The sequence below is a fragment of the Bradyrhizobium sp. MV1.5 genome, assembly GCF_055807615.1.
In genome coordinates this window covers 165,835-179,393 of sequence record NZ_JBVVPL010000005.1, presented here as the reverse complement: position 1 = coordinate 179,393, position 13,559 = coordinate 165,835, and the positions used below count along the sequence as shown (strand labels likewise).

At 64.7% G+C, this 13,559-nt stretch carries 11 protein-coding genes; 2 read left to right on the top strand and 9 right to left on the bottom strand.

What is annotated here, in order from left to right:
* Nucleotides 1-2 precede the first annotated feature (2 nt).
* A complete protein-coding gene (locus AC0L2J_RS07215) occupies nt 3-1,559 on the bottom strand; it encodes a formate dehydrogenase beta subunit (RefSeq protein WP_007608322.1) in 1,557 nt (518 codons plus the stop codon).
* Nucleotides 1,556-2,032: a formate dehydrogenase subunit gamma gene (locus tag AC0L2J_RS07210; protein ID WP_007608325.1), complete on the bottom strand. Its 477-nt coding sequence runs from the start codon at nt 2,030-2,032 to the stop codon at nt 1,556-1,558. The genes AC0L2J_RS07215 and AC0L2J_RS07210 overlap by 4 nt, the downstream gene beginning before the upstream one ends.
* Nucleotides 2,033-2,256: 224 nt before the next feature.
* On the opposite strand from AC0L2J_RS07210, the gene AC0L2J_RS07205 reads away from it, so the two are divergent.
* Entirely contained in the window at nt 2,257-3,150 is an 894-nt protein-coding gene (locus AC0L2J_RS07205) for a LysR family transcriptional regulator (RefSeq protein WP_007608327.1), read from the top strand.
* Nucleotides 3,151-3,153: 3 nt separating this feature from the next.
* On the opposite strand, the gene AC0L2J_RS07200 is transcribed toward AC0L2J_RS07205, so the two are convergent.
* The 7 genes from AC0L2J_RS07200 to AC0L2J_RS07170 form a co-directional block, all read right to left on the bottom strand.
* The gene (locus tag AC0L2J_RS07200) at nt 3,154-5,484 is read right to left on the bottom strand and encodes a PAS domain-containing sensor histidine kinase (protein WP_063993042.1); all 2,331 of its coding nucleotides are present in this window, start codon (nt 5,482-5,484) and stop codon (nt 3,154-3,156) included.
* A gap of 227 nt (nt 5,485-5,711) precedes the next feature.
* Nucleotides 5,712-7,085 (bottom strand): cation-efflux pump, encoded by a 1,374-nt coding sequence (locus AC0L2J_RS07195; protein ID WP_063993041.1) that lies wholly within the window; start codon nt 7,083-7,085, stop codon nt 5,712-5,714.
* A 287-nt stretch (nt 7,086-7,372) separates the two neighbouring features.
* Nucleotides 7,373-8,341 (bottom strand): quinone oxidoreductase family protein, encoded by a 969-nt coding sequence (locus tag AC0L2J_RS07190; RefSeq protein ID WP_473388165.1) that lies wholly within the window; start codon nt 8,339-8,341, stop codon nt 7,373-7,375.
* 25 nt (nt 8,342-8,366) lie between these two features.
* Nucleotides 8,367-9,362 carry an NAD(P)H-dependent flavin oxidoreductase gene (locus AC0L2J_RS07185; protein WP_007593350.1) on the bottom strand — a complete coding sequence of 332 codons (996 nt, stop codon included), beginning with the start codon at nt 9,360-9,362 and terminating at the stop codon, nt 8,367-8,369.
* Nucleotides 9,363-10,280: 918 nt separating this feature from the next.
* Nucleotides 10,281-10,928 carry a hypothetical protein gene (locus AC0L2J_RS07180; RefSeq protein WP_473388161.1) on the bottom strand — a complete coding sequence of 216 codons (648 nt, stop codon included), beginning with the start codon at nt 10,926-10,928 and terminating at the stop codon, nt 10,281-10,283.
* Between the two features lie 70 nt (nt 10,929-10,998).
* Entirely contained in the window at nt 10,999-11,199 is a 201-nt protein-coding gene (locus AC0L2J_RS07175) for a hypothetical protein (RefSeq protein ID WP_007608336.1), read from the bottom strand.
* A 235-nt stretch (nt 11,200-11,434) separates the two neighbouring features.
* Nucleotides 11,435-13,126, bottom strand: a complete 1,692-nt coding sequence (locus AC0L2J_RS07170) for a phospholipase D-like domain-containing protein (protein ID WP_473388157.1) — start codon at nt 13,124-13,126, stop codon at nt 11,435-11,437.
* On the opposite strand from AC0L2J_RS07170, the gene AC0L2J_RS07165 reads away from it, so the two are divergent.
* The gene (locus AC0L2J_RS07165) at nt 13,107-13,487 is read left to right on the top strand and encodes a hypothetical protein (protein ID WP_473388153.1); all 381 of its coding nucleotides are present in this window, start codon (nt 13,107-13,109) and stop codon (nt 13,485-13,487) included. The two genes, AC0L2J_RS07170 and AC0L2J_RS07165, sit on opposite strands and share 20 nt — an antisense overlap.
* Nucleotides 13,488-13,559: the final 72 nt, after the last annotated feature.

Here is a 13,559-nt window from a genome sequence, read left to right as displayed (position 1 = left end):
TCCTATTCCGCGGCCTGAAGCGTGGTCGGGGCCGGGACGAAATCCTCCCGGAAGTGCTTCAATGCGCTGAGCACGGGGTAGGGCGTGAAGCCGCCGAGCGCGCAGAGCGAGCCGAATTTCATGGTGTTGCAGAGGTCTTCGACGAGTGCGAGATTTTCGTTCACGCGTTCGCCGTTGATGATCTTCTCGATGGTCTCGACGCCGCGGGTCGAACCGATCCGGCACGGCGTGCACTTGCCGCAGGATTCGATGGCGCAGAATTCCATGGCGAAACGCGCCTGCTTGCGCATGTCGACGCTGTCGTCGAACACGACGATGCCGCCATGGCCGATCAGGCCGTCGCGCGCGGCGAAGGCCTCGTAGTCGAACGGCGTGTCGAACAGCGCGCGCGGGAAGTAGGCGCCCAAGGGGCCGCCGACCTGCACCGCGCGGATCGGACGGCCCGTGAACGTGCCGCCGCCGATGTCGTCGACGAGCTCGCCGAGCGTGACGCCAAACGCGGTCTCGAACAGCCCGCCGCGGCGGATGTTGCCGGCGAGCTGAATCGGCATCGTACCGCGCGAGCGACCCATGCCGAAATCGGCATAGGCCTTGGCGCCTTCGGCCAGGATGAAGGGGATTGCGGCGAACGACAGCACGTTGTTGATGACGGTCGGCTTGCCGAACAGGCCGTGATGCGCGGGCAGTGGCGGCTTTGCGCGCACGAGGCCGCGGCGGCCTTCGAGGCTTTCCAGCAGCGAGGTCTCTTCGCCGCAAACGTAAGCGCCGGCGCCGACGCGGACCTCGAGATCGAAGCTGTGCGTGGAGCCGCCGATGTTCGCGCCGAGATAGTCGTCGCGCTTCGCAGCCTGGATGGCCGCGTTCATCGCCTCGACCGCGTGCGGATATTCGCTGCGGATGTAGATGTAGCCCTTGGTCGCGCCGACGGTGATGCCGGCGGTCGTCATGCCCTCGATGACGAGGAAGGGATCGCCTTCCATGATCATGCGGTCGGCGAAGGTGCCGCTGTCGCCTTCGTCGGCGTTGCAGACGATGAACTTGCGATCCGCTTTCGCCTGCGCGACCGTCTTCCACTTGATGCCGGTCGGGAAGCCGGCGCCGCCGCGGCCGCGCAGGCCGGACGCCGTCACTTCATTGAGGATGGCTTCCGAGCCGAGCGACAGCGCGCGTTCGAGGCCCTTGTAGCCGCCATGGGTGCGGTAGTCGTCGAGCGAGCGCGGGTCGATCACGCCGCAGCGCGCGAAGGTGAGGCGGGTCTGGCGCTTGAGCCAGGGGATCTCGTCCGTGGCCCCGAGCCGCAGCAGATGCTGCGTATTGCTCGCGAGCGCGTCGAGCAGGGAGGGCACATCGGTCTCGGTCACAGGGCCGAACGCGATCCGGCCCTGCGGCGTCGCGACCTCGACCAGCGGCTCGAGCCAGTACAGGCCGCGCGAGCCGGTCCTGACGATCTCGACGGCAATGCCACGCTTGGCTGCAGCCTGCTCCAGTGCCAGCGCGACCTCGTCGGCGCCGACCGCAAGCGCACCCGCATCGCGAGAGACATATAGACGGATGCTCATCGCTGCACCTGCGCAACGAGAGCATCGATGCGCTTTTCGTCGAGCCGGCCGATAAGCCGGCCGTCGAGCATCGCGGACGGCGCTGTTGCGCACAGTCCGAGGCAGTAGATCGGCTCCAGGGTGACGCGGTCATCGGCGGTGGTGTGGCCGAGCGACACGCCGAGCTTCGCCTCCGCACGCGCAGCCAGCGCGTCACCGCCCGCCGCCTGACAGGCCTCCGCGCGGCAGAGTTTCAGCACATGGCGGCCGGCCGGCTTGTGGCGGAAATCATGGTAGAACGTGAACACGCCATGCACTTCGGCGCGGGACAGATTGAGCGCTTGCGCCACCATGGGAATGGCTGCCACCGGCACGTAGCCGAACGCCTCCTGGAGCGCGTGCAGGATGACCAGCGTCGCGCCTTCCTGCTTGCTGTGTTCGGCGATAATCTCGGCCCCGCGCGTTTCGTCCCAAGGCTCGTAAACCGTTGTCATTCTTCGTTCTCGACCAGAGCGTCTGCTGATCGCAAACTATTTGGAATCGTTCGAAGATCAATAAAGCTGTCTCATGCTGCGATTGCGGATTCAGATCGATTTGCGATGGCAATCACTCGATTTGAAATTGCGATTGGAGCCGTCCGCCATGCGGTTTTTGCGTGTTGGAAGGGGGAAGGCCATGCTAGCTTGTATGCCACCACACGATCCGAGGGGATGAACGGTTGCTCGATAAGCTTGAACTGCTGCTGGCGCTGGCGAAGGAGCGGCATTTCGGCCGGGCCGCCGAGGTGTGCGGTGTGACGCAGCCGACAATGTCGACCGGGCTGAAGCAGCTCGAGGAGATCCTCGGCGTCATGCTGGTCCAGCGCGGCTCCCGCTTCCAGGGTTTTACGCCGGAAGGCGAGCGGGCGCTCGATTGGGCGCGGCGGATCGTGGGTGATGCGCGCGCGATGCGTGACGAGATCAACGGGCTGAAGCATCAGCTCTCCGGCGAGATCCGTATTGCCGCGATCCCGACCGTGCTCGGCATGGTCGCCGCGCTGACGACGCCGTTCCGCGCCAGGCATCCCGAGGTGCGCTTCCGCATCCAGTCCACCACCTCGTCCGAGGTGCTGGGGCTGCTCGAGAATCTCGAGGTGGATGCAGGGCTGACCTATATCGAGAACGAGCCGATCGGCAAGGTGCGCACCATCCCGCTCTACAGCGAGAGCTATCGTCTGCTCACCTCGCCGGATGGAATGTTCGGTGATCGCGAGACGGTGACCTGGAAGGAGGTAGGGCAGGTGCCGCTGTGCCTGCTGACGCCCGACATGCAGAACCGTCGCATCATCGACCGCGCGTTACGTTCGGTCGGCGCCGAGGCGACGCCGACCTTGACCTCGAATTCGCTGCTCGTGCTGTTCACGCATGTGAAGACGGGACGCTGGGCCAGCGTGATGCCGGCCAAGCTCGCCGAGACGCTCGGCCTTTCCGATACTGTGCGCTCGATCCCGATCACCGATCCCGATGTCAATTACAGCATCGGCATGGTGATCCCGCAGCGTGATCCGATGACGCCGCTGATCGCGGCGCTGGTCAATGTCGCGCGGGAAGTCGCGCCGTCGCTGCAATCGTAGCCATCAGGCCGCGGCCGATATTCCGGACGCCGCCTTGATCGCGTCGCGGGGCAGGGTGACGCGCACGACGGTGCCGACCTCCAGCTTGGAGCGCAGCCGCATCGAGCCGCCATGGAGCTGCGCCAGCGAGCGGGCGATCGCCAGCCCCAGTCCCGAGCCGTGATAGGTCTTGGTGAGCTGGCTCTCGACCTGCTCGAACGGGCGGCCGAGCCGCGCCAGCGAATGCGGCGCGATGCCGATGCCGGTGTCGGCGATCATCAGCACGATCCTGTCGTCGAGCTGTCGGCTGCGCACCACGATGCGTCCGCCGTCGGGCGTGAACTTCACGGCGTTGGAGAGCAAATTGACGATGATCTGCTTGGTGGCGCGGCGGTCGGCGACGACGGAGATCGATTTTGCGATGTCGGCGTCGAGCGTCAGGTGCTTGTCCTGTGCCCGGCCGGTGACGACCCGCAGGGATTCGGCCAGCGTCTGCGCCAGGTCGAGCTCTTCCATGTCGAGCTTCATGCGGCCAGCCTCGATCTTGGACATGTCGAGGATGTCGTTGATGACTTCGAGCAGGTAATGCCCGCTGGTCAGGATGTCGTGGCAGTATTCCTGGTACTTCTCCGAGCCGAGTTCGCCGAACATGCCCGAGCCCATGATCTCGGAGAAGCCGATGATCGCGTTCAGCGGCGTGCGCAGCTCGTGGCTCATATTGGCGAGGAATTTCGACTTGGTCTGGTTGGCTTCCTCGGCGCGGGTCTTCTCGCGCTGGTACTTCTCGGCGAGATCGGCGAGTTCGCCCGCCTGGCGCTCCAGGGCTGCCTGCGAGCGCTTGAGGTCGATGACGGTAGCGCGCAGGCGTAGATCGTTGTCGACCAGCTTCTGCTCGTGCTCCTTGATGCGGGTGATATCGGTGCCGACCGAGACGTAGCCGCCGTCCTTGGTGCGGCGCTCGCTGATGTGCAGCCAGCTGCCGTCGTCGAGCTGCGCCTCGAAGGTGCGCGCGCCGGGGCCCTGGCTCGCAGTCTCGTTGTGCCGGGTGCGGACCTCGGGCATGCGGCCGACCTCGAGCACGGTCTCGTAGGAGGTGCCGGGGATGACGGCGCTGTCGGGCAGTTTGTGCAGGCGCTGGAAGTGCGAATTGCAGAGCACCAGGCGGTCGCTCGCGTCCCACAGCACGAAGGCTTCGGGAATGGTCTCGATCGCGTCGCGCAGGCGCAAATCGGCTTCCACGGTCCGCTCGGCGAGGCTCTTCTGCTCGGTGATGTCGACGGCGATCCCGATCAGGTGAACGCTGGAGTCGGTCGCGCCACTGGTCTTTTCGCAGCGGACGCGGAGCCAGATCCAGTGGCCGTCGACATGCTGCATGCGGAAGGTCTGGTCGATGTGGTCGATCTTCTCGGAGATGAGCTGGTCGGCGATCTCGAACAGGTCGATGTCGTCGGACTTCACCAGCGCGTTGACCTCGCCGAAGGTGAGGAGCTCGTTGCGGCCGTCGAGGCCGAGCATCGAAAACATCGACTGTGACCAGAAGATGCGGCCGCGTGACAGGTCCCAGTCCCACAGCCCGCAGCGGCCGCGGTTGAGCGCGGTGTCGATGCGGCCGCGCACGGCGTCGTTGATCAAATCGCCCTCGCGGGCACGGGTGGACTGCCAATGGAAGGCGAAGCCGAGGATCAGGACCACGAAGCCGGTAGTGGCCGACAGCGTCACTGACAACGCGGCGTCCGAACCCCAGATCGGCTCGTTACGCTCCTGGATCACGGTCACGAAGCCGGGCAGCGACTTGATCTGCCGCGAGGTCGCCATTGCGGCGTTGCCGTTCGGCAGGGTCATGTCGGAGATATTGTCGTCGCGCGGCGGCGCCGCCAGCAGTTGCGCCGTCGTGATTGCGTCGAGCAGGCGGTCGTTGCCCGAGGGATCGCTGTCGATCGGGATGCGGGCGAGGATGCGGCGGTCGAGTCCGGCCGACGTGACGATGACGTGGCGGCCCGAGGCGGTGCCCCAGGATGGAATGAGATCGGGCAGCAGCGCCGGCAGGCTCTCGATGTTCTTCAGCCGCTCCTGTCGCCCGGAGGTGAGGCGGTCGATACGCTCGGCGAGCAGGTCGGCGAGCGCCGAGATGTCGTGTCGGATGACCAGCCGCTTCTGGCGTGTCTGGTCGACGACCTGCACGAACGCGCCGAGGCAGATCGTGATCAGGAACGCGATGATGAGCGTCGGCACGGCACGGCGCAGCGCTGGCTCCGCGATCAGGAGCCGATGATAGGCAGGTTTCGCGATCGATTGCGCCAATCCCTTGATCGAATCGGATTGGACGCACGCGTTCGCGGCGTCTGCACGCGACATGCCTAAAGCCCCCTGGAAACCTGCTTGCAACTTGAGTTCGGAAGCAGCCCCACATCGCTTCCGAATCATGATCGATTTGAATCCAGATTTCGCGGGCTGTCGAGAGTCAACGAATCGTTAACGCGAATTTATTCTTATCCAACGCGCAGTTTGCGCGTCGCGCGTCCGCAAACCTACGTGCGCGGCGAGTCCGAAACGAGAACGTGTGACTCCTCGCACATTCTCTGTCACGCGCGCGGCGGTTCGGCGTGACTAATGACGCGCTTCACGCTCGGGAACGCGCGCCGCAATGCGCGCTCGATCGCGTCGACATGCTCGTGCACCTTGATCACGCTCATCGAAGGCTCGGCGCGGCAGTGGAAGTTGACGATCTCGCCGGCATCGGTGTTGCGGACGCGGACATTGTGGATGTCGTGGATCTCGCTGCCGGCGGCATATTCCGTCAGCGCGGCGGCAATGGCCCGCACCCGTTCCGACGCGGCGTCGACCCCGAACGGCAGTTCCGGTTCCAGCGGCTCGATGTGGACGTCGACTTCGACGTCCGCGCCGAACTCTTCCTGGATGTTGCGTTCCAGCGTGTTGGCGACGTCATGGGCGGCGTCGAGCTGCATCCCGGCGTCGACCTCGAGGTCGATGCTGACGATCAGCTTGGCGCCGAGATCGTGCACCGTGACGTGGTGGACGGCGAGGCCCGAATTGTGGGCGATGACCATGATGCGGTCGCGCACGGTCTCGTTGTCGCGCGCCACGGGGACCGCGGTGAAGGTGAGGTCGGCATCGCCGAAGGCCTTCTCGACGGCTGCTTGCGCATTGCGCTTGATGTCCTCGACCCGGTCGATGGGATAAGTCCGGGGCACCTTTGCGATCGTGTCGATAAATGTGGTTGCCCCGACCATGCGCACGCGGAGTCGCTCGACGTCGATCACACCCGGCACGCTGCGGATCGCGGCCGTGGCCGTCTCATGCGCGCCTTCCGGGGCGCGGTCGACCAGCGTCTGCACCGTCGAGCCGGCCATGCGCAGACCGAGCAGGGCGATCATCACGGCCACCGCGGCGGCGGCCGCCGCGTCGCCCCACCAGAAGCCGAGGCCGGCGAGGATCAGGCCTATGATAACGGCGAACGAGCCCATCACGTCGGAGGCGAAATGCAGCGCGTCGGCGGCGAGCGCCTGGCTCCTGGTCTCCCGGGCGGCACGGTGCAGGGCACGGGCGCGCCAGAGATTGACGACGATGTCGATCACCAGCACCACGAAAGGCACGGCCGAAATAGTCGGCGGCGCGGTTCCCTCCCGCAGCCGGCTGTAGGACTCGACCAGGATGCCGCCGGCGAGCACATAGAGCAGGGCGGTGACGCCCAGTGCCGAGACGCTTTCGAGCTTGCCGTGGCCGTAATGATGCTCCTCGTCCGCCGGCTTGTCGGACACCCGCACCACCGCCCAAGTGATGATGGTGGCGACGAGGTCGATCGAGGAATGCAGCGCCTCGGAGATCAGCGCCAGCGAGCCGATCGCTATCCCGACCGCGAACTTGGCCGCCGCCATGCCGCCACTGGCGAAGATCGAGATCGCTGCGACCGAGGTCTTGTTGTGTTGGGAGCTCATGGCGGGGGATTTAGCAGCCCAGGGGCGAACATCAAGCAACGATCCACAGCTGTAGACGCTAGTGAGTTGCAGGAGCGGGGGCCTCCAACTCCGTCATGCCCGGGCTCGCCGTCTTCGCTGAAGCTTCGCCGGCTCAAGATCGAGTGCCCGGCGAAGCCTTGGCGTAGTCGGGTCCCGGGCATCCACGATCTTTCTCAATCGCGGGAACGACGTGGATGGCCGGGTCAAGCCCGGCCATGACGAGCGGAGGGAGTGGGACCTACAGCTCTTGCTCCGCTGCCGCCCCCTCACACCGTCACAACGATCTTCCCGAGGTGCTTGTTCGCCTCCATGTGCTCGAATGCCTTGTCGATATCGTCGAAGGCAAACACCTTGTCGATCGGCAGCTGCAGTTTTCGCGACTCGACCGCGCCCCAGATGTCCTTCTTGACCTCGTCGAAGATCTCACGGACCTCCGCGATGGTGCGGGTGCGGAAGGTGACGCCGACATAGTCGATGCGGCGCGCCGCGTGCAGGTCGAAGTTGAAATCGGCATGGGTGCCGCCGAGCCGGCCGACATTGACGATACGACCCTTGACCTTGGTCGCCGCGAGGTTCTGGTTGGCGACTTGGCCCGAGACCTGGTCGACGATGAGGTCGACACCTTCGCCGTTCGTCGCCTTCAGCACCTCGTCGACCCATTTCGGATCGGAGGAGTCGACCGCGAGGTCGGCGCCATACTCCTTCAGCCGGCCGCGGCGAGTGGCATCGGTCGAGGAGCCGATCACGAGTCTCGCGCCCTTGAGCTTCGCAATCTGCATCGCCATCAGGCCGACGCCGGAGCTTGCGCCCTGGATCAGCACGGCCTGCCCGGGCTGCACGCCGCCGATGGTGACGACGGCGTTGTGCATGGTCGCGAGCGCGACGGGCAGGGTGGCGGCATCCTCGAAGTTCATGTTCGAGGGCGCGCGGAACAGCCGGCCGTGATCGGCCAGCGTGTATTCGGCAAACGCCGCGCTGCCCGAACCCATGATGCGGTCACCGACCTTGACGCCCTTGGCATCCGGTCCGAGCTCGGCGACCTCGCCGGCCCATTCCATGCCGAGCACGGTGCCGGCGCCGCCGGCCGCGCCATGGGCGTGGCCCTTGCGCATGCCGGTGTCGGCGCGATTGAGGCCGCAGGCGCGGACCCGGACCAGCACCTGCGTGCCTTCAGGCTTTGGTTGAGCGACGTCGGAAATTACAGCGCCGCCAGGGCCGTAGACATAAGCCTTCATGTATTGCTCTCGCTTCTTGCAGTGATTATTCCGCAGCCTGCGCTGTCGGATGAACGATCATGCCTTCGAGCCGGCTGCGGATGATGGCCTCCGCTTCGCGCACGATGCGGGAGATCAGTTCGGCGCAGGTCGGGATGTCCTGGATCAGGCCCTGGACCTGGCCCGCCGACCAGATGCCTTCGTCCGAGTTGCCGGTCGCGTAGACCATCTTGCCGCGGGCGCCCGCGACGAGCTCGCGGATGTCCTCGAACTTGGCGCCTTCCTTCTCCATCGCGACGACCTTGGTCGAGATCTCGTTCCTGGCGACACGGGAGGTGTTGCGCATGGTGCGGAAGATCAGCTCGGTCTCGCGCTCGTCATTGGCGACGATCTTCTCCTTGATGAGCTGATGAATGGGGCTCTCCTTGGTCGCCATGAAGCGGGTGCCCATGTTGATGCCTTCGGCGCCCAGCGCCAGTGCGGCGACGAGGCCGCGGGCGTCGGCAAAGCCGCCGGAGGCGATCATCGGAATCTTGATCTTGTTGGCGGCGGCCGGGATCAGGATCAGGCCGGGGGTGTCGTCCTCGCCTGGATGGCCGGCGCATTCGAACCCGTCGATCGAGATGGCGTCGACGCCCATGCGCTCGGCCGAGAGCCCGTGACGGACGCTGGTGCATTTGTGCACAACCTTGACGCCGTGCTTCCTGAACTCGTCGACATGCTCCTGCGGCTTGTTGCCGGCGGTTTCGACCACCTTGATGCCGCTCTCGATGATGGCGGCGCGATATTCGGCGTAAGGCGGCGGCTTGATCGCGGGCAGGATGGTGAGGTTGACCCCAAACGGCTTGTCGGTGAGATCGCGGCAGCGGGCGATCTCCTTCCTGAGGTCTTCCGGTGTCGGCTGGGTCAGCGCCGTGATGAAGCCGAGCGCTCCGGCATTGGCGACGGCGGCGACCAGCTCGGCGCGCCCGACCCATTGCATGCCGCCCTGGACGATCGGGTGCTCGACACCGACGAGCTTGGTGAACCGGGTCTGCAGCATGATCTGTTTCCTCCGCCTGTGTGGCGCTCTGTTATCGTTTGATGGCGGCAGGATGCCGCCCGGGTCGGGAAAAGTCTATTGCGCCGGCGTGCGGTGGAGGCGGGGCGATCATGCGGGGAGTGGGGGGATTCCGCAGGGCGGATAATTGAGGTGGTAGCACCGGGATGGCGCGAGGGTTTTTGTGCGCCGCTGCTTCAACACCGGCGGAGGATGAGAGCTTTCGGACCATCAACTTGCATTTCCGTCACAAGGCGCGCCTTCGCATCCCCGCGGCGCATTCCGCCCGAGCTTTGCCTGGTCGTATCACCCTCGTCGTGACAAGGGCGCAGGGAAGGCCGGGCGCCGGCTGACACCCGCAAGTCCGTGCGCCAAAGGAATGCACACGGGGTGGACCACAGGTTCGCCGGATCGCCCGGCCTTCCCTGCGCGATGGTTTTAACGTGTCCTTCGTGCTCTCCTCGGGGAGCGATGCACTATTGCCCCCGTCGTCCTGCAGATGACTGATGCGCGCGCCCGGTTGGGCCGCCACATCACTGCAGGACTTGACGCACAGACCCCGGGCGTCAGGACCACACGACTTGTTCGTCCGCGCACGTCTTCGCATGTCGCTTCGAGTGCTGGCGTGTGCTCACACCCGAAGCCATGCGAAGACGCTGTCGGCGCCGTGTCGTAGGCGAGAAAGCCTGTGCTCACGGTTTCCCGCCCTGCAAGGCTCGCCGCGCCCGGCGCCGTCGCGTCCATCGCTGCCCAACCCGCGGTTCGTGACGATCGCGATCCGCCCCTTGTCCCGGGTCAGGGTATCGCGTACGTACGACAAATCCGAATTTCGGTAAAGCGGAATATTTTGACGGGCGGGGATTGACAGGCGGGGTGGGAAGTTTGTGCGGGTGTTTTGCCCGACGGGCAAGAGGACTTCAGCTACTCCGTCGACAGCCGCACCATCTGGCGGCCGCCGTTCATTTCCTTGAGGCTGTTGACGAAGTTTTCCGGGCGCTGCCAGCGGTAGGGGACCTTCAATCCCATGTACTCCGCGATGTCGCCGATGAAGCCGGTGCAATTGGTGGTCTCGGCGTTCCAGACCGGCGAGTTCGCCTGCAATTTCTTGATATAGGCAAACACGCGCTTGGCGTCGGCTTCGTTCAAATAGACGCGGTAGCTCGCGGTCAGATAGTCCGGGTCGAGATCGCCGTAGCTCGCACCGGTCTCCGCCGGCACCCAGGTGAGATGACCGAGCACATAGGCCCAGGTGTCGCCGGCGGGCGTGAGCCCTGCCACCTCGACGGCGCGCTCGCTGGTCTTGCCGTACCAGACGAAAGCGTGGCCCCAGCTCGCTGCCGTGCGGGCGCGGAAATCGACGTAGTACGGACCTTTCTCCGCGCGCGCGACCGCGCGCCGTGTCGATGGCGTCGGCCGTGATACGGTGTCGGCCGTGGCAAGCGCGTTTGCGTCGGCAACGCGCTTGTTCGCTTCGTGGGCAGAGGCCGAAGGTGTCGTACACGCGAGCATGGCCGCGAGCGCAAATCCCGCAAGGATGCAGGGTCCCGATCGATCAGGTTTGTTCGTCACGCTATGCCCCTCGACTGTCGGCCACTCACGCAGAGTCTACGCTTGCTTCTGCGCGTATTTCGCTGGCGCGTCAGTAGCGCGCCGCGACCGGGCCGGGCGCCTTGCCGATCGGGGCCTTTCCAACCGGGCTCTTGCCAATCGGCATCTTGCCGATCGGCGCCTGCTCCGAATAGACGGGAACCGGCTGGCGGCGCGGCAGATCCGCAGCATTCGCAACCGTCACCAGAGCAAGCGTAGCACCCACGACAAATACAATCTTCTTCACAGTCATACCCCTAGAAGGTTTGGTCCAAACACGGCACCGCCGTGCCCCCAGACACGCCTCACAGAAGGGCGGCCGAATGCGACCACAGTGCGGCATCCGCGAGACATGTTGGCGGCATCTGCCGGGCGCGCGGAGATGTGATGTGTACTGGATGGTCGGCGGTGCGCGATACCAGCGGCGCCGCAGACCTTGCCCGGACGGGTTTCGCTTCGCTTGACCCATCCGGCGACGTCCACACCGCTCAGGAGAATAGCAGCCGATCCTTGATCTTGTACCCGACGGCGAAGTCGTCTTCAAACCACGGCTTTTCGTCTTGGGCCGGTGGCCGCGCCAGATGCAGCTTCTTCCCCTTTTCGTTGGCCTTCTTTACAGCCACCCGGAATGAGTAATGGTCGAACAGGCTGAGCGCCTCGATCATGTAGGACACGGCGATGCGCCGGTCCCTGATGACCAGGAGATTCTCGCCGTTCTGGCGATCGGCGGGTTTGGAGAAATTGTAGGATCCCAGATAGACCCGTGCTGCCGGCTTGTCGAAGTCGATCACGGTGAACTTGTGGTGCATGCGCGTGCCGGTGCCGCCGGTCGGCTCCGACTTGAAGGGCTCCGGCACGTTGTGGCTGAGCTCGGCGGCAAACACTGGCGTGACGTTTCCGTCCGGGTTCTGCACCTCGATGCCGCCAACTTCCTTGTCGGATATGCCGTAGACAAAGATCGTGCTGTCGGCCGTAAGGTCGGCGATGGCGTCGGTCACGGCGCCACCCGTCTGGGCCAGGAAGGCAAGCGAATACAGCACGGACGATGTCGCGCTCTTGAGATCGGCTCCGATCTTGTCGAGCTTGGCGTTGGCAGCGCTGTGCGGCGAGAACGCCACCTTGGCATCGATGCCGGCAAGGCCGAGATCTTGCCAATCGGCGGAGGGCGTTGCGCCGAAGCTCGCGACGGCGTTGTTGCTGGCAAGGTAGCTGTCGAATGCCGCGAAGGCGAGGTCGACCGGCTTCTGACCGGTCACCACCAGAGCATTGTTGGCCTGAACGTAGAAGCCGCGCCAGGACAGGTTGGTCGAGCCGAACACCACTTTCTTCACGTTGGGACCGTTCACCGCGATCGTCTTGTTGTGCTGGAGGTTGCCCATATGCTGGCGCCGCACGTTCGTGCGCCCGGCCGAGGCAACCAGGAGGCTCTCCGCAGCGGTCTCCGCGGAATCGTCATCGCCATGCGGGTCGCTGTCGTCGATGATGATCTTGAGCGATGGGCCGAGCTGCACGAGGCGGTCAAGTATCTCCGGCAGATTGAAGTCGTAGGCGACGATGCGGACCTCGGCATCGTCGGCGATAGCCTGATCGAGGGTTTCCAGGATTGCAGCGCGCGCCTCAAAACCCATCCAGGCCAGCGCGGCCTGCGCATCGGGATGCGTCGGCTTGAAGTTGAGCCCGCCGGCAGCGACGGGCGCCACCAGCGTATTGATCGGGCCGTGCTTCAGATAACGATCGACGAATGCCTGCGAGGAGACGAAGCCGCGGGTGAACGTGACGTTGGCGACGCCGGGATAGGTTTCGCGCGCGAGCTGGATCGCCGCCTGTTGTGCCTCGCCCTTGCTAAGTTTGCCCTGGGCGTCCATCGACATAGGTGTGATGCGGTAGATGAAGTCTCCGACCAGCTCGGCATTACGGGGGAAATGCACCCAGCGGAATTTCTGGATTGGCGATTGCAGGGTCGAAAGCTTCTTGGGGTTGACGTTGCCGGAGGCGTCGAGAAAACCGAGCCGGTTGTTCAGCGCAAAAAACCGCTTGCCGCCGGGCTCCTGGTACTCGATCGCAAAGCCGACGAAATCTTGCGGCGGCTGGCCGGCCTTCCAATTCATTGCGATCAGCGTCTTGCCGTCTCCACGATGCAGCTTCAGCGAGAACGGCGCATTGACGTTGGTGCCAACCACCTGGAAGCCCGACGTCGCGCCCGGTGCCGCGGTTGACGGAGCGGCCGAAGTCACAACGGGCGGCAAGCTCGGGGCCGGCGGTTTGGGCGGTTTCGGTTTGGACGTGCCGGTCTTCTTGCTGGTCTTGGACGAACCAGCCTTGGGTTTCTTGGTCTTGCTTGTCTTCTTGGTCGTCTTTGACTTGTTGCTGGTTTTGGACTTGCCCGTCTTGGACTTGCCCGTCTTGGACCTCGCTGACTTCGACTTGCTGGACTTGGCGGCGGCCTTCCTGACCTTTACTGCCGATTTTGCCTTTCTGGCTTTCGATGTCTTCGCTTTGTGTTTCCTGGCGACCATGGAGTCTTCCTCCGATTATGAATGACGCCGCGTCGCCTTTTTGGCGCCGGCGATGGAAATGAGGGTCGAAAAAACGGAAGCCGAAATATTCCCGCCA